The organism is Ramlibacter humi (assembly GCF_004681975.1).
GTDB classification, from domain to species: Bacteria; Pseudomonadota; Gammaproteobacteria; order Burkholderiales; family Burkholderiaceae_C; genus Ramlibacter; species Ramlibacter humi.
In genome coordinates this window covers 297,641-315,847 of the sequence record NZ_SMLK01000001.1, presented here as the reverse complement: position 1 = coordinate 315,847, position 18,207 = coordinate 297,641, and the positions used below count along the sequence as shown (strand labels likewise).

Below are 18,207 nucleotides of genomic sequence, written 5' to 3'. Positions count from 1 at the left end.
TTGTCCCAGGAATCGATCCAAAGCGCGGTACGGCCCCTATAGTGGCCGCATCGCCAAGGGAGGATTCCATGGCCGCAGCCGAAAGCGATCGCGTCTTCGCGGGCTCTGTTCCGCAGCTGTACGAACGGCACATGGTGCCGATGATCTTCGAACCGTACGCCGCCGACCTGGCCGCGCGCGTGCAGCGAATGCGTCCGGCGGCGGTGCTGGAGATCGCCGCCGGCACCGGCGCCGTCACACGCGAACTGGCCAGGGTCTTGCCCGCATCAACGCGCATCGTGGCGACGGACCTGAACCAGGCCATGCTGGACCAGGCCATCGCGAAAGGCACGCCGCGCGAAGTGGAGTGGCACCAGGCCGACGCGATGCAGCTGCCCTTCGAGAACGCCAGCTTCGACCTCGTCGTCTGCCAGTTCGGCGTGATGTTCTTCCCCGACAAGCCCAAGGCGTTCTCGGAAGTGCGGCGCGTGCTGCGGCCCGGCGGCACCTTCCTCTTCAACGTGTGGGACTCGCTGGAGGAAAACGACTTCGCGCTCGCCGTGACGCAGGCGCTGGAGCCGCTGTACCCGCAGGACCCGCCGCGATTCATGGCGCGCACACCCCACGGCTACCACGACGCCGCCACCATCCACGAGCACCTTCGCGAAGCCGGCTTCACGGCCGATGCCGCCTTCGACACCGTCACCGCCCGCAGCCGCTCGGACAGCGCGCGAACGGCCGCCCTCGCCTACTGCCAGGGCACGCCGATGCGCGCCGAGATCGAATCGCGCAGCCCGCCCGGGCTGGAGGAAGCCACGGTTGCTTCGGCCGCGATGATCGCGCAGCGCTTCGGCCAGGGCTCCGTCGACGGCAAGATCCAGGCGCACGTGGTCACCGTGTCGAGGACGTGACGGCGGGTGCGCCATGGCGTAACCTCCGCGCGGAACGGAGGAACCGCCAATGGCGCTCGACACCTGGCTCGTCACTTGCTGGCCTCGATCGGCCCGTCGCTCTCGCCTCGACCCAGCGGCCTACTGACCCTGACGCGCGCGCACTGCACGGCAACCGCAAGAAGCTGTTCACCATTGCTATGCGGGGACGTTCGTGGCGACGGAGCTCGTCACCGAATACGCGCGGCGCATCGCATCCGGCCGTAGTTGGGGCGCGTGGAGAAGCGGTTCAACCGCGTTTTCGGGGATGTATCCGTCTTGATCGGCGCGGCGTTGCCGCTGCGCTCTCGAGTCCTGCTGCGCACCCACTTGAGGTTGACGGCGCAGTGCTTCAGTTTTCGTATAGTTGCACCGGTATATCCGAGGGGAGGCGAGAAAAGCCGTGAAAGATCAACAACATGCACTTGCTGCAATGGCGAGGTTTTTCGGCACTTGCGGGTTTGCAGGTTCCGAGATGCGCTCGAAATCACGTTAAGCGGCAGGTGGGTTCGTTCGTCATGACGGTTATTGAGGCCTGGGCGGACATTGACGCGCAACTGCAGAAGCATGGTTTCACTTCCAAATCTAATCAGACTGCGGACGGTACGAAGGCTGCGATAGAGATTGAACGTGCTGACCGACTTGCGTTGGTAGAGGTCTGGGAGAACGCGCAATGCCTCGATACCACAGTGCTCTATCTTCCGTCGCGGAAGTCTGTAATGCTTTCTGCTGGCGTCTGTCCGTCGCACGCTGAGGCCTTCGATCGGCTTGAAGCGCTCAAGGCCATACTGATTGCAAGGAGCGAGTAACGTGCCGCCTAACAGGTTGTTCGACACGGACGCAAACGTGTTTCCGTGCGCTTCGCGCACTCACTTCGTTTGCGCCGGTCAACTCCGACGTTAGGCCTCACCTATGACGCTCCGCATTCGCTCCAGCGACGAGGTCGTCGGCGAACTCCTGGCGGCGGATCCCCTACGAGACTTCTTTACGTGGTGGGATTCCATTGAGTCATCGGACCTGTCTGGGCTTGCTGCTGCAATCGACTCAGCGAAACGCGAGGAGGACGTACAGCAGTACCTGCAGGCGAACCCCAAGTTTCTGATTCAACACCTCGGTGGGGGTCATGGACGTTGGGTCATTCCGAAGGCGCGGCTGGGCTCAGAACACGTCACTGACTTTTTGATCGCGGAAAGGCACTCGTTCGGCTTCGAATGGCAGGCTGTCGAACTGGAGAGCCCGTTGCGTCCCATGTTCAATCGAAACGGCGATCCTTCCCAGCATTTGAACCATGCGATCCGCCAAATCGTTGACTGGCGTGCCTGGCTCAAGTCGAACCAAGCTTACGCTGCACGTCCTCGCGCCGAGCAAGGTCTCGGTCTGATTGATATCGACGCAAACGTAAGGAGGCTCATTCTGATCGGACGGCGAGCTCGTACAAGCCCTGAAACTTCTGCGAGAAGGAGGCAGTTGGGGCAGGATCTCAACATCAGCATTCACTCGTACGACTATTTGCTGTCCTCTCTGGAGGGGCGCTTGAAGGGCTTACGCATGATGGAAGAGGACCGGCCGGATGAGACCTAACTTGGCAATCGACACGGACGTCCTATCGGCCGGCTTTCGCCGGCCCACTGTCCGCCGGTCGTTTCTACGTTAGAGCGCATCGCCATGGCATCGAATGAACTGACGGCCGATCAAGCCCGAGATCGCAACTTGGCGGCGATGGGTGAGGAACTCGGGTCCATCTACTCGCAGCTCTGGCAGGAGCTCGCTTGGCTGCATCGCACGTGGGCCGAGTACGTCGCATTGTTCGGAACGAAGGAGTCCCGAGTAGACCTCCTGAATGAAGCGGCACCGGCTTTCAATCGCATCGTGCAGGATTCCCTTTGGGAAGGCGTCATTCTTCATGTTGCTCGGTTGACCGATCCGCCCAAGTCGGTGGGGAAGCGGAATCTGTCGATTCGAGCCCTTGAAGACGCCGCGACAGACTCGGAGCTGAAGGTGCAGGTGTCGAAGGCGGTCGCCGAAGCCCTCTCTGCTTCAGAGTTCTGCCGTGACTGGAGAAATCGCCACCTTGCGCATCGCGACTTGAATCTGGCACTGAAGCGGGGCGCCGAGCCCCTGCAGGCCGCATCGCGGCAGAAGGTGAAGGAGGCTCTGGCCAGCCTTTCTCATGTTTTGAACGTGGTGTCGTTGAAGTACATGGAGTCGACCACGTTATTTGACGTCGACCTTCGTGTTGGTGGAGGTCCTGGTGGCGCGATGTCGCTGCTCTACTACATCGACATGGGCGTCGAAGCAGAGAGGAGAAGACGCGAAAGACTCAAGAGCGGGAGTTTCGACGAAAGCGACTACCGTCCAAGGGACCTATAGGGGTAAATGCGCTCTAACGTGGCAATCGACACGAACGTCCTATCGGCGGGCTGTCGCCCGCCTACTGTCCGCCGGTCATTTCTACGTTATGCCGCTTAGGTGTCGCCCTTTGTTCACCCCTGTCCGGCTGTCCTTGTTGCACGTCGCGCTCGCCACCGCGGTCACCGCCGTCTCGGCGCATGGTCAGACCGGAGTACCGCCGGTCTCAGAATTGACTGGCAAGACCCCCCTCGCTTACCGAGCAGAAGGCAGCCCCTCGAAGGGATACTACGAGCGAATGAAAGCGCGCATCGACCACGCGATCTTGGCGGATCCTCCCAAAAGAGCTGAATCCTTCATGAAAGGGAGCACGGTGGTTAAGTTCACCGTGTCTGAATCGGGTGCTCTTGAGAGCGTCTCAACCGAGCAGGCCACCTCTCCCGAATTCGCGCAGTATGCGGTCCGCCTAGTGAGCAGCTTGGCACCCTTCGAGCCGTTCTCAGCTGAAATGAAGAAACGGACGGATCGCATCGAGGTGGTGACCAGGATCGAGTACTAGGAGCAAAGATGGCGCGCGACATAACAGGTCGGTCGACTCGGACACGTTGCGGCATGGGGCCGCACGACCCCGTTGGAGATCGTGCATCGTGCGGCCCTTTGCCGCGACGTGCTGGTCACCTTCACGCTAGGCATCACAAGGAAGGTTGGTGAATGCTCCTGCATTTCAAAAAAAATGGGGCAAACGGCAGTTACCGTGTGCATAGTCGGGTACGGTGCCGCAATGATCCTGCAAAGCCAGTTCAAATCTGGCGCGGACATCTCGCGGTTTCTTGTTGATCTCTCGGCGTGGGCCGGAGGTATCGGTTACTTCACGTCCATGTGTGCATTCGCGAGGGCCAAGGTCGCTCAGGCGCGCTGGGCTTGGGTTTGGCTGTACTAAACATATCGGCCGCGGCGGGCGTGATGCCTAACGGGTTTTTTGACACGGCGTCCGCGCGTTGCGCGCGCACATTTTCCTGGCCGCCAGTCAACTTGGCATTAAAGCTACCGGATTGCCCCACATGCACAAAGCTCCCCCAAATATCCTGCGTTTCGATCTCATCGTATTGGCGATTTTTTCGAGTCTGTACGACTCGTTCCCCTCGCCTGCAGAGCTTGACATTGGCGCTGTGAGTAGGCGCTGTGTTCCAGATGGCGCCTCGCTAGACGAAGTATTTGCTTGGACCTCTGTGGGGGAAGCTGCGGCTGATTGGTTGGCGGAAGAGGGGTTCATACGGTTTGAGCGGCGATCGGGCCATAGCCGACCAAGTGGCACGCTATTTGAGACCCGTCTCACCCTTAAAGCGCTCACCATACTAGGCTATCTTCCCGCGTCTCTTAAGGAGGCTGTGCCAAGGGAGGCGTTGATCCATAAGATCAAGAAAGTGCTTTCGACCGGGGCCGAGAAGGCCGGAGCAGATGCAGTCAAGTCGCTGATGACGGAGGTTTTCAAGCTGTCGCTTGGTTTGGCTGCTGGCGGAGTCATGTCATTCACCGCTTGCTAAGCCGCTCTAAACGGTCGTTGAGCACGGACGCGAACCGGTTGTGCGTGGGTCAACTCCGACTACAAGGGCATCACAGTCTGTCAAGCAAATAGCTCTCACGGCCGAGAAGGCCTGAGGTCCGCCCATGCGCCCTCGTTAGCCGCTTCTCACAAGACTTCCTGCCCGCCAAGTCCACATGTTCCTGAATCGTTTCATGCAGTTGTTGGAGGCGCTGGTCGCGCCGTCGCCTCGACAGCTGAGAGGTTTCGTCTATGTCGCGGACTCTGAGCGCGGCGCCATGAGTGGCGCACCCCCGGGCACGGTCGCCGGCTCAGGTTCCGACAGCCCTCCATGGATCGTGGTGGACCACTCGCCTTCCTCGGTGATCGCTGCGAAGTGGCCTGGGCGCCTGATGGAGGTCGAGATCCTTCTCCGCGCCGGACAGCAGCCCGCTGCCGATGCGCCATACACGCGCGCCACGAAGGTCCGTGTGCTCGGCGAGGTCCCGGTGGGGATGATCTTCGGGCCGAACGGTGAGGACGTGAGGGCACTCATCAGTCGAGCGTCAAGGTGGACCGGGAAAGACTTCGCATTGCTCGAGGGCGCACCGATGGAAGATGCGTTTGCTGCCTATTCGGAAGCATGGAACCGATGGTTGCGCGACGTCGAGCCCGGCTCCCATCACATAGGCGACGACCACAGGCACACATTGGCGGCGGGTTGCAGGGGTTTGCGATCACCCGTCAACGGCGCGTTCGCCGTCTTGCACTCCGTTCTCGTCAGCAGGGCAAGGGAACTGGACGGGCAGGCGGCATTCGTGGTCGAAGGCGACGAGCTGTGGTTCGCGCCCAAGTGGCAACTTGCCCTTGACGCGATGCTGGTCGCGGCCATGGCCTTGGGCGCACCGCAGGGGCTCTTGTCCGCGGAGGAGCGCGAATCGATGCTGACAGCATATGAACAACTGCCGCTGACCTGAACGGCTAGATGGGGTTGGCAGGGCATGCGCCGCCTTGACCGGGCGCTTTCCCGGCTTGACTAGCCACTTCCCACAAGACGCAGCACCCTTCCCCCGCCTAACCTCCCGGTCGATGCCCACCATCGACTCCACCCTCGCCCCTTCCAGCGAGGTCTTCGCCGCCAACCGCGCCCACATGCTGGGCCTGCTCGAGCAGGTGCGCGCACACGAGGAGCGCACGCGCACCAAGTCCGCCGCCGCAGGCGAACGCTTCGCCGCCCGCGGCCAGCTGCTGCCGCGCGAGCGCATCGCGCTGCTGCTGGACCCCGGCGCGCCGTTCCTGGAGCTGTGCACGCTCGCCGGCCTGGGCATGGACACGCCTGACCTGTCGAAGAGCGTCCCCGGCGGCGGCATCGTCGCGGGCATCGGCTTCGTCAGCGGCATCCGCTGCATGGTGATGGCGTCCGATTCCGGCATCGACGCCGGCGCGCTGCAGCCGATGGGGCTGGAGAAGCTGCTGCGCGTGCAGGAACTCGCGCTGGAAAACCGCCTGCCCTACGTGCAGCTGGTGGAATCGGCCGGCGCCAACCTGCTGGAATACCGCGTCGAAGACTTCATCCGCGGCGGCGCGACGTTCCGCAACCTGGCGCGGCTGTCGGCGGCGGGGCTGCCGGTGGTGACGGTGACGCACGGCTCGTCGACGGCGGGCGGCGCGTACCAGACGGGCCTGTCGGACTACATCGTGATGGTGCGCGACCGCACGCGCGCCTTCCTCGCCGGGCCGCCGCTGCTGAAAGCCGCCACCGGCGAGATCGCCACGGAAGAGGAGCTGGGCGGCGCGGTGATGCACACTTCCGTCTCCGGCCTGGGCGACTACCTGGCGGAAGACGACCGCGATGCCTTGCGCATCGCGCGCAACATCCTCGCCAACATCGACTGGGACCGCCAACACGAACGGCGCGACTTCGAACCGCCCCGCTGCGACGGGGAAGAACTGCTGGGCGTGATGCCCGCCGACCTGAAGCGGCCGGTGGACATGCGCCAGGTCATCGCCCGCATCGCCGACGGCAGCGATTTCCTCGAGTTCGGCGAGAACTACGGCAGCGCCACCGTGTGCGGCCATTTCCGCCTGGAAGGCTGGCCGGTGGGCGTGATCACCAACAATGGCCCCATCGATTCGGCCGGCGCCAACAAGGCCGCGCACTTCATCCAGGCCTGCTGCCAGTCGGGCACGCCCCTGCTCTACCTGAACAACACGACCGGCTTCATGGTGGGCAAGGCGCACGAAGAGGCCGGCATCATCAAGCACGGCTCCAGGATGATCCAGGCCGTGACCAACGCCACCGTGCCGCAGGTCACCGTGTACTGCGGCGCGTCGTACGGGGCGGGCAACTACGGCATGTGCGGCCGCGGCTTCGCGCCGCGCTTCTGCTTCAGCTGGCCGAACGCACGGACGGCCGTGATGGGCGGCGAACAGGCAGCAGGCACCATGCGCATGGTCACCGAGGCCGCCATGCGCCGCAAAGGCGCGGTGGACGAAGCCAAGCTGGACGACCTGTCGCGCCGCATCGTCGAGCGCTTCGACAGCCAGATGAGCGTGTTCACCACCAGCGCCCGGCTGCTGGACGATGGCGTGATCGATCCCCGCGACACGCGCGCCGTGCTGGCGGAGGCGTTCGCCATCTGCCGCGAGGCGGAAGCCCGGGCTCCGCGCAAGATGCAGTTTTCGGTGGCGCGGCCATGAAAAGCGGACTCCCTTACGCAGAGGACGCAGAAGAAGCGCAGAGCTCGCAGAGAAAAAATGGATTCCTATGTCATTGCTCCGCGCTCTCTGCGTGACCTCCGCGTCCTCTGCGTAAGGTTGTCCGTATTTCTTCGAGATAGGAGAGCAGCATGCAACTCACGCACGAACACGAACAGCTGCGCGACACCATCAAGCGGTGGATCCGCGATGAGGTCAATCCGCATGTCGACCAATGGGAGCGCGACGAGATCTTCCCCGCGCACCAGGTCTTCCGCCGCATGGGCCAGCTGGGCTTGCTGGGCCTGACCAAGCCGGAAGAGAACGGCGGCGCCGCGCTGGACTACTCGTTCGCGGCGGTGCTGGCCGAGACACTGGCGGACATCCGCTGCGGCGGCGTGCCCATGGCCATCGGCGTGCAGACGGACATGTGCACGCCCGCCCTCGCCCGCCACGGCAGCGCGGAACTGCGCGCGGAGTTCCTCACGCCTGCGATCCAGGGCGAACTGGTGGGCTGCCTGGGCGTGTCGGAAGCCGGCAGCGGCTCCGACGTCGCCAGCGTGCGCACCACCGCGCGCAAGGACGGCGGCGACTACGTCATCAACGGCGGCAAGATGTGGACCACCAACGGCACGCAGGCCGACTTCTGCTGCCTGCTGGCCAACACGTCCGATGGCGCCGCGCACCGCAACAAGTCGCTGATCGTCGTGCCGATGAAGACGCCCGGCATCAGCGTGGCGCGCAAGATCCGCAAGATGGGCATGCACTCGTCCGACACGGCGCAGCTGCACTTCGACGACGTCCGCGTGCCGCGCCGCTTCTGCATCGGCGAGGAAGGCATGGGTTTCATGTACCAGATGGAGCAATTCCAGCTGGAAAGGCTGTGGAGCGCGCTCAACGCGGGCGGCTTCGCGCGCCGCGCCATCCAGGAAACCATCGCCTACACGCAAGAGCGGCAGGCTTTCGGCCGCAGCATCCTGGACAACCAGTGGGTGCACTACAAGCTGGCCGAGCTGCAGACCGAAGTGGAAGCGCTGCATGCGCTGGCCTGGCAAGGCGTGGAGATGGTGGTGCGCGGCGAGGACGCCACGCGCGTCGCCACCATGGCCAAGCTGAAGGCGGGCCGCGTGGCGCGCGAAGTGGCCGACGGCTGCCTGCAGTTCTGGGGCGGCATGGGCTACACCGACGAGGCGAACATCTCGCGCATCTTCCGCGACATGCGGCTGGTGTCCATCGGCGCGGGCGCCGACGAGGTGATGCTGCAGATCCTGTCCAAGTTCATGGGCACCTTCCCGAAGAACGGATGAACCCCACGCCCTTCCGCAAGCTGCTGGTGGCCAACCGCGGCGAGATCGCGCTGCGCGTGCTGCGCACGGCCCATCGCATGGGCTACGCCACCGTCGCGGTCCACTCCACCGCCGATGCGCACGCGCCGCACGTGAACGCGGCGGACGAAGCCGTGTGCATAGGCGGGCCGTTGCCGGCGGAGTCGTACCTGCGCATCGATGCCATCGTCGATGCGGCGCGGCGCACCGGCGCCGACGCGGTGCATCCCGGCTATGGCTTCCTGGCGGAAAACGCGGCCTTCGCGCAGGCCTGCCGCGATGCGGGCCTGGTGTTCGTCGGTCCTTCGCCGGAAGCGATCCGCGCGATGGGCGACAAGGCGGGCGCCAAGCAACGCATGGCGGCGGCGGGCGTGCCGTGCATCCCCGGCCATCAAGGCGACGATCCGTCGGAAGAGCGGCTGGCGGAAGAAGCACGGCGCATCGGCTTTCCCGTGATGGTGAAAGCCACCGCGGGCGGCGGCGGGCGCGGCATGCGGCTGGTGCGGGATGCGTCCGAATTCCTGCCACTGCTGCGCAGCGCGCAATCGGAAGCGCGCAACGCGTTCGGCGACGGCACGGTGCTGCTGGAACGCGCCATCGAATCGCCGCGTCACGTGGAGATCCAGGTCTTCGCCGACCGGCACGGCAACGCCGTCCACCTGGGCGAGCGCGACTGCTCGGTGCAGCGGCGCCACCAGAAGCTGGTGGAGGAGTCGCCCTCGCCTGCCGTGGACGCCGCGCTGCGCCGGCGCATGGGTGCGGCAGCCGTCGCGGCCGTGCGCGCCATCGGCTACGAAGGCGCCGGCACGCTGGAATTTTTGCTGGATGCGCAAGGGCAGTTCTGGTTCATGGAGATGAACACGCGGCTGCAGGTGGAGCATCCCGTCACCGAAGCGCTCACCGGACTGGACCTCGTGGAGTGGCAGCTGCGTGTGGCGGCAGGCGAGCCGTTGCCGCTGCGGCAGCAGGACATCCGCTTCGAAGGCCACGCCATCGAGGTGCGGCTGTGCGCCGAAGACGCCGCGCAAGGCTTCCTGCCGCAGGCCGGCACGCTGCGCAGATGGCGCCCGCCCGAGGGCTTGCGCGTGGAACACGCGCTGCACGACGGCGCCGTGGTGCCGCCGTTCTACGACTCGATGATCGCCAAGCTGGTGGCGCACGGTGGCACGCGCGAAGAAGCGCGCCGGCGCCTGTCGCAAGGTTTGCGGCAGCTGCTGGCGCTGGGCGTCACGACCAACCAGGCGTTTCTCGCTTCGGTGCTGGCGCATCCGGAATTCGCGGCGGGCCGCGCGACCACGGCCTTCATCGCGGCGCACGGCGGGCAGTTGCTCGAAGCGGCCGGCGCCGAAGTGGCGCGGTCACAAGCCATCGCCGCGTGGCTGCTGCTCGCCAGCGCGCCTTCCCGCCGCCGCGCCGATGGCGCACTCGCGCCGCGGCTGCCCATTCCCGTCTGGCTGCAGGTGGATGGAGCGGCCGTGCACGCCAAAGTGCTGGCGCTGGGCCAGGGCAACGTCGAGGTGCGCATCGGCGAGGCAGTGCACCGCCTGCAGGACACGCATGCCGCCAATGGCAGCGCACGCGCCACGCTGGACGGCACGGCCCACGCCATCGAGTTCGCGCGCGAAGGCGACGCGTTGTGGCTGCAGGTGGCCGGACGTCCGCACCGGGTGGAAGACCTCACGTGGCTGCCCGCACCCAAGCCGGGAGCGGGCAACGGCGATGGCCGCGTGCGGGCCGCGATGAACGGCCGCGTCGCCGCCGTGCTGGTCGGACCCGGTGAGACCGTCACCGCGGGCCAGCCGCTTCTCACGCTGGAGGCGATGAAGATGGAGCACGTGCACGCCGCGCCCGCCGCGGGCCGCGTCACGGCCCTGCATGCCGCCGCCGGCCAGCAGGTGGCGGGCGGCGCGGTGCTCATCGAGATCGCGGCCGGCTGAGCCGGAAAAAAAGAAACCCCCGCACGGCCAAAGCCGGCGGGGGGATGAAACATCGGCAGTTGTTCAGGCCAACGATCGTTCCCACCTGAAGGGGAGCCACTGCCGACGGGAGGAGATTCTTGTCCGCCATTGGCCGTTCGTGGCCATTGCCGCTTCCATGCACGGGGTCTCGGCGCACAAGTCAGTGTCCATTCAGCAGCTTTGCGGCTGGCCCCTTTCCTTCGCGCGAAAGCCTGCGCGCCGCAGGGTCGGCGGACCGCCGCTACCATCCCCCGCATGACCTCCGCCCTCAAGATCGATTTCGTCTCCGACGTGGCCTGCCCGTGGTGCGCCGTCGGCCTTTCGTCGCTGGAGCAGGCACTGCAGCGCATGGGCGACGTGAAGACCGAACTGCACTTCCAGCCGTTCGAGCTGAACCCTTCCATGGGGCCGGAGGGCCAGGACATCACCGAGCACCTGTCGCAGAAGTACGGCTCCACCGCCGAGCAGCAGGCCGCCAACTGGCAGGCCATCCGCGAGCGCGGCCAGACGGTGGGCTTCGACTTCCGCAAGGAAGGACGCGGCCGCGTGTGGAACACCTTTGACGCGCACCGCCTGCTGCACTGGGCCGGCTCGCTGCCGGGCGATGCCCAGCACAAGCTCAAGAAGTCGCTGCTGCGCGCCTACTTCACCGAAGCGACGAACGTCTCCGACGCGCAGGTGCTGCTGGCTGCCGTGGACCGCGCGGGACTCGACCGTGCGCGAGCGCAAGCCATCCTGGAAACCGGCGAGTTCGCGCGCGAGGTGCGCGAACAGGAAGCGCACTGGCAGCAGCTGGGCATCCGCGCGGTGCCCTCGGTGGTGATCAACGGCCGCCACCTCATCCAGGGCGGCCAGCCGCCCGAAGTGTTCGAGCAGGCGCTGCGGCAGATCGCGGCCCAGCCGGCCTGACTCCCGCCTAGGTCCCCGCCCACGCGCCGCGAAGCGACTGCACCACCGTGCGGTGGCGCACCTTGGCTTCGCGCAGGCGCGAGTGCAGCCGCGCCCGGGTCCAGTCGTCGCGGGCCTGGGCCATCTGGTTGGCCAGGTTCACCGCGTCCCAGTGCGCGCACACCAGTGGGTAGAGTTCGCGCATGCGGTTGCCCCGCCGCCGGGCTTGCGCCTGGTAGAGCGATTGAAGCGTGTCCTGCCCCCGGCCCGGCGCGTGGCCGCAGACCAGGCAGAAGCAGTACCAGTCGAATTCGGCCGCGTACACCTCGAGCAGCGCGAGCTGCTCGAGGGTGCGGTCTGGGTGCAGGAGGGCCATGGGTTCTTCGCAATCGTCTTCGCGTGCTGGCGCCAATGTGCGCCCGACCGCCGCGTTCCAGGCGTATGCAAGCGCAAGAAATGAGTTGCCTGGCGTGCAGTCCGTAAGCATGGGACAAATGTCCAGAGTCCGCCCGCTGCATTGGCTGTGGGAGCCCGCCGACAACACCTGTGCCACGCCGCTGGCAGCCCCGCCGAGGGCGGCCGCCAACCATTCCGCATGGACACCCTCTGGCAACCACCGCTGGATCACGCATCGGCGCCCCACGAACCGAACGCGGAGGCGCGCGGGTTGTTCGCGGGCGGCTGGTACGCCACGCGCGAGGAGTGCCGCGTGGTCAACCCGGCCGACCACGCCGAACAGATGGTGTCGCCCGAAACCTGGCGCGCGCTGCGCGAGCTGGATGCGGGCGTGCCGGTGATGCCGGCGCAAGAACCGGCGCACGCCCGTCCGGCCGGCTAGCCTTGCCGCGGCCAGAGCGGCGCGATGGCGCCGCCGCGCCAGAGTGATTCCAGGCCGGCGCGCAGCGCGCTTTCCGGCGCGCCGTGGCCCCATGCCGCCACGATGCTTTCCCATGGCAGCGGCCCCTGCGCGAGCGCATCGAGCACCGCGGCCGCGCGCGGCTGGTGCACCGTGAGATGCACGTCCTGCCCGCGCAACTGGTACCGCCGCCCTTCCGCCGAAGGCGCCGCGGCGACGCAGCACGATCGCCAGGCCGGCCGGGCGACGTCCGGCCGCGCGCCCGCGTCCATGCGGACGAAGACGGCATGGCGGTAGCGGGCCGCCGCGTAGTCCAGCGCGTCGGCCGCCACCGCCCTTTCGCGCGGCGTGCTTCCCGGCGGCTGGGCCAGCGGATCGAGCCAACCCGCGAAGCCCACCCCGAAAGGCGACAGCGCGCTGTCCAGCTGCGCCGTCTCCAGCGTGTCGAAGCGGCCGTTGAGCACCTCGTGGAAGAACACCGTGTCCGGCAGTTCCTGCGTGGTGCGCATCACGGCCAGGAGCATGTCCCGCAGCGGGCCCGCCGGCGGCAGCGCCTGGGCCATGGCTTCGATGTGGGCCCGCGCGGCGGGGATGCCGGCCTCGCCGGGCGACACCGCTTCGCGCACGCTGCGGTGCAGCGCCGCGCGCGCAGCATGGAAGGCCCCGGTGTAGTAGCTGATGACCAGGGCGCCGCCGGGCTTCAGGCAACGGCCCAGCAGGCGGAGCACTTCGGCGCGCAAGGCTGGCGGCAGCACGTACAGCACGCCGATGTGGCACGCCACATCGAACTGCCCCAGTGTGTCCGGGTCCAGCGCGAGGAAGTCGCGGCACAGCACGTTGACGCGGCTGCCGAAAGGCCGGCAGCGTGCGGCGGCGCGCTCGCATGCCTGCGCCGAGATGTCGACGCCGGTCAACCGGCCCTGCGTCTGCGTGGCCAGGCGCTCCAGCAGGCTGCCGGTGCCGCTGCCGAAGTCCAGCACGTCGGGGTCCCGCGGCGGCGTGCCGCCGAACAGCACGGACAGGCCCAGCAGGCGCTCCAGGTCGAGCGAGGCGTCCAGCACGGGGTCGTAAGCGATGCGGTCGTAGCCGCGGCCGATCTCGGCGTTCAGCTCGGCCAGCACGGAGCTTTCCATGGTGGCGAGCTCAGGCCGGTTCCGCCGCCGAAGCGGCAACGTCCAGCGCGTCCAGCAGGTCTTCGATGACGTAGGGCTTGCACAGCAGCTTCCAGACGCCTTCGGGCGGCCGCGCGGAATAGCCGGTGGCCACCAGCGCCGGCAGCTCGGGCCGGTTCTCACGGCACCACGCCACGAGTTCCAGGCCCGTCATGGAACCGGGCATCACCACGTCGGTGAACAGCACATCCGCAGCCAGGCCCTGCGCCAGCAGCAGCCGGGCTTCGTCGGCCGTGCGGCAGAGCGTGACGCGGTGGCCTTCGTGCTCCAGCGCCGCCGGCACGACCGACGCGACCAGCACGTCGTCTTCCACCATCACCACGCGCAGGCTGCGGCGCGGGCGGCGGATGGCGGGCTGGACAGGCAGCTCCGTTTCGGCGGGGCTGCTGGACACCAGCAGGTACATGGTGACGGTGGTGCCCTCGCCCGGCGTGCTGGCGATGCGCACGTCGCCGCCCGACTGGCGCGCGAAAGCCTGCACCTGCGGCAGGCCCAGGCCAGTGCCGCGGCCCACCGGCTTGGTGGTGAAGTACGGCTCGAACACGCGAGATAGCGTGTCGCCGTCCATGCCGTGGCCGCTGTCGCGCACGTCGATGCGCACGAAGGCGCGGTCTTCCAGGCCGATTTCACCGCTGTCCGCCGGCCGCGCGCTGACGGTGACGCTGCCGCCTTCGGGCATGGCGTCGCGCGCGTTGAACACGAGATTGAGCAGGGCCAGTTCCAGCTGCGTGGGATCGGCCAGCACCGGCGGCAGCGAGGGGTTGAGGTCGGCCACCAGACGGATGCGTTCGCCCAGCGCCTTGCCGGTGAGGTCGCGGCTGCGCAGCAGCAAGTCGGCCAGGTCCACCGGCTGCGGGCGCAGCTGCTGCGCGCGGCCGAAGGCCAGCATCTGCCGCACCAGGTCGGCGGCCTTGCCGCAGGCGGCCAGCGCGGCCTGCAGCGGGCGCGTGTGGCGGCCTTCGGGCACGCCGCGCTGCACCACCTGCAGGCCCATGGAGATGGTCTGCAGCAGGTTGTTGAAGTCGTGCGCCACGCCGCCGGTGAGGCGGCCGATGGCTTCGTGCTTGCGCGCCTCGAAGAGCCGGCTTTCGGCCTGGCGCACTTCGCTCACCGCTTCGGCCACGCGCGCTTCCAGCACCCTTTCCGATTCGCGCGCCCGCACGCCGGCGTCGTGCAGCACCGCGCCGACGCGGTCGACTTCGGCCAGACCGGTGCGCAGCGGCTCGGGCACGCGCTGCGCCAGCAGTTCGCCGGCGGCTTGCTCCAGCGCCAGCACCGGCCGGCTGATGCGGCGCGCGACCAGCAGCGCGATGGCCAGGCCGGTGACCAGCAGGACCGCCGATGCGCCGATGGCTTGCAGCGCGATGCGCTGCGCCGCCAGCCTCAGGGCCGACTGGGGCAGGGCCACGATCGCGGCCCATCCATAGCGGTTGGGCGGGGTCAGGAACGTGAGCGACGACACGCCGTCCAGCGTGGTGGTCTCGACAAAGCCGCTGCCACCGCGTTCGGCCCGCGCCAGCAGTTCCGTGTTGCTGGCGCGGGCGCCGAGCCATTTCTCCGGATCGCGGCTGCGGGCCATCACGCGCTGCCGCGCGTCGACGATGGAGGCGAGCGCGCCTTCGGGATAGTCGGGCCGCATGGCCACCGCCTGCACGGCGGCGGGGCTGAAGGTGACGCCGACATTGAACTCCGGCGCCGGCGTGCCCGGCTCGGGCAGAAACAGGCCGATGGCGGGCTGGCCGGTGATCGGGTCGCGGGGGACGTAGGCAATCACCGGACCGTGCTCGGAGAACACGGCGCCGGGCGTGCGCGGGGTGACCTGCGGCGCGGCCTGCGCGGTGTGCAGCCGCTGCCGCGTGCGGTCCACCAGCATCACGTTGAGCCCCGTGCCTTCCACCGCCTCGCGCGCCTGCGCGTGGAACGCCGCCAAGTCGCGCGTCCGCAGCGAGGGGGACGCCGCCAGCACGCGGGCCAGCACCATGCGGCGGTCCAGTTCCGCTTCCGCCGAATGCGCCAGCGAACCGGCCAGCTGCCGCAGGTCGTCGCGCGCCGCGGCTTCCTCGCGAAGATAGGTGTCGCGCGCCTGCAGCCCGAGCCCCGCCACGGCCGGCAGCCACAGCGCGAGCACCAGCAGGATCAGGCGGGCACGGATGCTCGCTGCGCGGAGGTGGGACGGCACTCGGGCAGTCTAGCCGGGCTCATCCCATGACATGCACATGTCAGGCAAATAAATCCTTGTACTCGCCGCGCAGCAGGTTCTTCTGCACCTTGCCCATGGTGTTGCGCGGCAACTCATCCACGACGAAGCAGCGCTTGGGGATCTTGAAGTTGGCCAGCTTCGCCTTCAGCGTGGCCACGATCTCGCCGGGCGACAGCTTCGCGCCCGGCTTGGGGATGACCACCGCCACGCCCACTTCGCCGAAGTCCGGGTGCGGCACGCCCACCAGCGCGCTCTCGGCCACGCCGGGCATCTCGTTGATGTAGCCCTCGATCTCGGCGGGGTACACGTTGTAGCCGCCGCTGATGATCAGGTCCTTGCTGCGGCCCACGATGCTGACGTAGCCGTCGCCATCGACCTTGCCCACGTCGCCGGTCCTGAACCAGCCGTCGGCCGTGAATTCTTCCTTCGTCTTTTCCGGCATGCGCCAGTAGCCCTTGAACACGTTGGGCCCCTTGACCTGGATGCCGCCGATCTCGCCGGTGGGCAGCTCCTTGCCGTCGTCGCCCATCACGCGCAGGCCCACGCCCGGCAGCGGGAAGCCCACCGTGCCGCCGCGGCGGCCTTCCTCGGGCCGGTACGGGTTGGACGTGAGCATCACCGTCTCGCTCATGCCGTAGCGTTCCAGGATGGTGTGGCCGGTGCGGTCCTGCCAGGCCTTGAACGTCTCGACCAGCAGCGGCGCGGAGCCGGCGATGAACAGGCGCATGTTCTTCGCCGCGGCCTGGTCCAGCGACGGCTCGGCCAGCATGCGCACGTACAGCGTGGGAACGCCCATGAACACAGTGGCGCGCGGCATCCACGCGATGACCTTCTTCGGGTCGAACTTCGCCATCCAGAGCATCTTGCTGCCGTTGATGAGCGCGCCGTGGATGGCGACGAACAGGCCGTGCACGTGAAAGATGGGCAGCGCGTGGACCAGCACGTCGCCCGGCTTCCAGCCCCAGTAGTCCTTCAGCACGCGCGCGTTCGACAGCATGTTGCCATGCGTGAGCATCGCGCCCTTGCTGCGCCCGGTGGTGCCGCTGGTGTACAGGATGGCGGCCAGGTCGCCGGCCGGCTTCTTCGCGGGCTGGTGCACGTCGCCGTGCACCGCGGCGCGGTCCAGCAGCGAGCCGGTGCGGTCGTCGCCCAGCGTGAACACGTTCCTGGTGCCGGCCTGGAAGGCGATCTTGCTCACCCAGCCGAAGTTCTTCGGGCTGCACACCACCACGGCGGGTTCGGCGTTGGCTATGAAGTATTCGATCTCCGCGCTCTGGTAGGCCGTGTTCAGCGGCAGGAACACGTAGCCGGCCCGCAGCGTGGCCAGGTACAGCATCATGGCCTCGACCGACTTCTCCACCTGCACCGCGATGCGCGAGCCTTCGGGCAGCTTCAGCGACACCAGCAGGTTGGCGATCATGGCGGTGGCGCGGTCCAGGTCGCGCCAGCTGTAGGCCAGTTCGTCGTCGGTCTCGACGGCGATCTCGTCGAGGTTCTTGGGGAAAGCCGCGCGCAGCGCGGCGAAGAGGTTCTGGTTCTCGGTCGTCATGGGATCTCCGGCGCGGGGGTCAGAAGGCCGGCTTGCGCTTTTCCAGGAAAGCCGCGACACCCTCCCGGTGTTCGGCGGCGGGAGCATAGCGGTAGGCGCCGTCCAGTTCGGCCTGGTTGCCCTCGCGCAGCGCGCGCAAGGTGCGCTTGTTCAGTCGCGCGGCCTGCGGCGCGAGCGACGCGATGCGGCGGACCACCTCGTCGCATCGCGCCTTCCATGCGTCCGCGGGCACCAGGTGCTGCAGGAACCCCAGCGTGTAGAGGCGCGCCGCGTCGAGCACCGCCGCTTCCAGCAGCATCTGGCGGGCGATGCCCTCGCCGGCCGCGCGCACCACCAGTTGCGCTTCGCGCGGCGCCATCGGGAAACCCAGCCGCGCGATGGGCGCGCCGAAGCTGGCGCTGTCCGCCGCGATGCGGATGTCGCAGGCGCTGGCGATCTCCACGCCGGCGCCCATGCAGGCGCCGCGGATGCAGGCGACCACGGGCAGGTCGCAGTCCAGCACCGCGGACAGGCCGCCCCACACGTCTTCCTCGTGGAAGGCGCGCAGCGACGCTTCCTCGAAGCGGAACTGCGCGTATTCGGAGATGTCGCCGCCGGCGCAGAACGCATCGCCCTCGCCCTGCACCACGGCGCAGCGCAGGGACGTGTCGTGCTGGATGGAAACGAAGGCTTCGCGCAGCTCACGCCACATCGCGCGCGACATGGCGTTGAGCCGCCCGGGATGGGACAGGACGACCCGGGCGATGGGACCTTCGCGTTCGAGCCGGACCTGCCCCGTCAACG

General features: G+C 67.5%; 17 protein-coding genes. 11 read left to right on the top strand and 6 right to left on the bottom strand.

The genetic code is table 11. The features are described 5' to 3' along the window. Positions 1–68 precede the first annotated feature (68 nt). A complete protein-coding gene (locus tag EZ216_RS01545; protein ID WP_135247813.1) occupies positions 69–890 on the top strand; it encodes a class I SAM-dependent methyltransferase in 822 nt (273 codons plus the stop codon). A gap of 209 nt (positions 891–1,099) precedes the next feature. Here the strand turns inward: EZ216_RS01545 and EZ216_RS01540 are convergent, their stop codons facing one another. Further along, positions 1,100–1,744: a hypothetical protein gene (locus EZ216_RS01540; protein ID WP_135247812.1), complete on the bottom strand. Its 645-nt coding sequence runs from the start codon at positions 1,742–1,744 to the stop codon at positions 1,100–1,102. A gap of 76 nt (positions 1,745–1,820) precedes the next feature. Here EZ216_RS01540 and EZ216_RS01535 point away from each other — a divergent pair, with 76 nt between their 5' ends. The 9 genes from EZ216_RS01535 to EZ216_RS01495 all read left to right on the top strand — a co-directional run bounded on the left by EZ216_RS01535 (position 1,821) and on the right by EZ216_RS01495 (position 11,668). After that, complete coding sequence (locus EZ216_RS01535; protein WP_135247811.1) at positions 1,821–2,489, top strand: Shedu anti-phage system protein SduA domain-containing protein; 669 nt, start codon at positions 1,821–1,823, stop codon at positions 2,487–2,489. A gap of 84 nt (positions 2,490–2,573) precedes the next feature. Beyond that, entirely contained in the window at positions 2,574–3,278 is a 705-nt protein-coding gene (locus tag EZ216_RS01530; protein WP_135247810.1) for an AbiU2 domain-containing protein, read from the top strand. A gap of 277 nt (positions 3,279–3,555) precedes the next feature. Continuing rightward, on the top strand, positions 3,556–3,816 hold the full coding sequence (locus EZ216_RS21240; RefSeq protein ID WP_167772797.1) for an energy transducer TonB: 261 nt from the start codon (positions 3,556–3,558) through the stop codon (positions 3,814–3,816). Positions 3,817–4,318: 502 nt separating this feature from the next. After that, positions 4,319–4,801, top strand: a complete 483-nt coding sequence (locus EZ216_RS01520) for a hypothetical protein (protein ID WP_135247808.1) — start codon at positions 4,319–4,321, stop codon at positions 4,799–4,801. 175 nt (positions 4,802–4,976) lie between these two features. Then, positions 4,977–5,756 carry a hypothetical protein gene (locus EZ216_RS01515; protein ID WP_135247807.1) on the top strand — a complete coding sequence of 260 codons (780 nt, stop codon included), beginning with the start codon at positions 4,977–4,979 and terminating at the stop codon, positions 5,754–5,756. Between the two features lie 112 nt (positions 5,757–5,868). Then, a complete protein-coding gene (locus EZ216_RS01510) occupies positions 5,869–7,479 on the top strand; it encodes an acyl-CoA carboxylase subunit beta (RefSeq protein WP_135247806.1) in 1,611 nt (536 codons plus the stop codon). 149 nt (positions 7,480–7,628) lie between these two features. After that, positions 7,629–8,783, top strand: a complete 1,155-nt coding sequence (locus tag EZ216_RS01505; protein ID WP_135247805.1) for an acyl-CoA dehydrogenase family protein — start codon at positions 7,629–7,631, stop codon at positions 8,781–8,783. Continuing rightward, positions 8,780–10,738, top strand: coding sequence for an acetyl/propionyl/methylcrotonyl-CoA carboxylase subunit alpha (locus tag EZ216_RS01500; RefSeq protein WP_135247804.1), 1,959 nt, complete (start codon positions 8,780–8,782; stop codon positions 10,736–10,738). Before EZ216_RS01505 ends, EZ216_RS01500 begins: the two co-directional genes overlap by 4 nt. Before the next feature lie 276 nt (positions 10,739–11,014). Next, complete coding sequence (locus EZ216_RS01495; RefSeq protein ID WP_205959603.1) at positions 11,015–11,668, top strand: DsbA family oxidoreductase; 654 nt, start codon at positions 11,015–11,017, stop codon at positions 11,666–11,668. 7 nt (positions 11,669–11,675) lie between these two features. Here EZ216_RS01495 and EZ216_RS01490 read toward each other — a convergent pair whose 3' ends face one another. Next, positions 11,676–12,023, bottom strand: a complete 348-nt coding sequence (locus EZ216_RS01490) for a hypothetical protein (RefSeq protein ID WP_135247803.1) — start codon at positions 12,021–12,023, stop codon at positions 11,676–11,678. A 219-nt stretch (positions 12,024–12,242) separates the two neighbouring features. On the opposite strand from EZ216_RS01490, the gene EZ216_RS01485 reads away from it, so the two are divergent. Beyond that, complete coding sequence (locus EZ216_RS01485; protein WP_135247802.1) at positions 12,243–12,485, top strand: hypothetical protein; 243 nt, start codon at positions 12,243–12,245, stop codon at positions 12,483–12,485. Here EZ216_RS01485 and EZ216_RS01480 read toward each other — a convergent pair. Genes EZ216_RS01480 through EZ216_RS01465 form a run of 4 tightly spaced genes read right to left on the bottom strand, consistent with a single transcriptional unit; the run spans position 12,482 to position 18,205 of the window. Beyond that, entirely contained in the window at positions 12,482–13,636 is a 1,155-nt protein-coding gene (locus EZ216_RS01480) for a class I SAM-dependent methyltransferase (RefSeq protein ID WP_135247801.1), read from the bottom strand. The two genes, EZ216_RS01485 and EZ216_RS01480, sit on opposite strands and share 4 nt — an antisense overlap. A 10-nt stretch (positions 13,637–13,646) precedes the next feature. Beyond that, on the bottom strand, positions 13,647–15,854 hold the full coding sequence (locus EZ216_RS01475) for an ATP-binding protein (RefSeq protein ID WP_135247800.1): 2,208 nt from the start codon (positions 15,852–15,854) through the stop codon (positions 13,647–13,649). Positions 15,855–15,894: 40 nt separating this feature from the next. Further along, positions 15,895–17,424 (bottom strand): malonate--CoA ligase, encoded by a 1,530-nt coding sequence (locus EZ216_RS01470; protein ID WP_135247799.1) that lies wholly within the window; start codon positions 17,422–17,424, stop codon positions 15,895–15,897. A 19-nt stretch (positions 17,425–17,443) separates the two neighbouring features. Continuing rightward, positions 17,444–18,205: an enoyl-CoA hydratase/isomerase family protein gene (locus EZ216_RS01465; RefSeq protein WP_135247798.1), complete on the bottom strand. Its 762-nt coding sequence runs from the start codon at positions 18,203–18,205 to the stop codon at positions 17,444–17,446. Positions 18,206–18,207: the final 2 nt, after the last annotated feature.

Excerpts from the sequence above, each read along its gene's own strand:
- EZ216_RS01545 (WP_135247813.1), top strand. The coding sequence starts at position 69 with ATGGCCGCAGCCGAAAGCGATCGCGTCTTCGCGGGCTCTGTTCCGCAG.
- EZ216_RS01535 (WP_135247811.1), top strand. The coding sequence starts at position 1,821 with ATGACGCTCCGCATTCGCTCCAGCGACGAGGTCGTCGGCGAACTCCTG.
- EZ216_RS01530 (WP_135247810.1), top strand. The coding sequence starts at position 2,574 with ATGGCATCGAATGAACTGACGGCCGATCAAGCCCGAGATCGCAACTTG.
- EZ216_RS21240 (WP_167772797.1), top strand. The coding sequence starts at position 3,556 with ATGAAAGCGCGCATCGACCACGCGATCTTGGCGGATCCTCCCAAAAGA.
- EZ216_RS01520 (WP_135247808.1), top strand. The coding sequence starts at position 4,319 with ATGCACAAAGCTCCCCCAAATATCCTGCGTTTCGATCTCATCGTATTG.
- EZ216_RS01515 (WP_135247807.1), top strand. The coding sequence starts at position 4,977 with ATGTTCCTGAATCGTTTCATGCAGTTGTTGGAGGCGCTGGTCGCGCCG.
- EZ216_RS01510 (WP_135247806.1), top strand. The coding sequence starts at position 5,869 with ATGCCCACCATCGACTCCACCCTCGCCCCTTCCAGCGAGGTCTTCGCC.
- EZ216_RS01505 (WP_135247805.1), top strand. The coding sequence starts at position 7,629 with ATGCAACTCACGCACGAACACGAACAGCTGCGCGACACCATCAAGCGG.
- EZ216_RS01500 (WP_135247804.1), top strand. The coding sequence starts at position 8,780 with ATGAACCCCACGCCCTTCCGCAAGCTGCTGGTGGCCAACCGCGGCGAG.
- EZ216_RS01495 (WP_205959603.1), top strand. The coding sequence starts at position 11,015 with ATGACCTCCGCCCTCAAGATCGATTTCGTCTCCGACGTGGCCTGCCCG.
- EZ216_RS01490 (WP_135247803.1), bottom strand. The coding sequence starts at position 12,023 with ATGGCCCTCCTGCACCCAGACCGCACCCTCGAGCAGCTCGCGCTGCTC.
- EZ216_RS01485 (WP_135247802.1), top strand. The coding sequence starts at position 12,243 with ATGGACACCCTCTGGCAACCACCGCTGGATCACGCATCGGCGCCCCAC.
- EZ216_RS01480 (WP_135247801.1), bottom strand. The coding sequence starts at position 13,636 with ATGGAAAGCTCCGTGCTGGCCGAGCTGAACGCCGAGATCGGCCGCGGC.
- EZ216_RS01470 (WP_135247799.1), bottom strand. The coding sequence starts at position 17,424 with ATGACGACCGAGAACCAGAACCTCTTCGCCGCGCTGCGCGCGGCTTTC.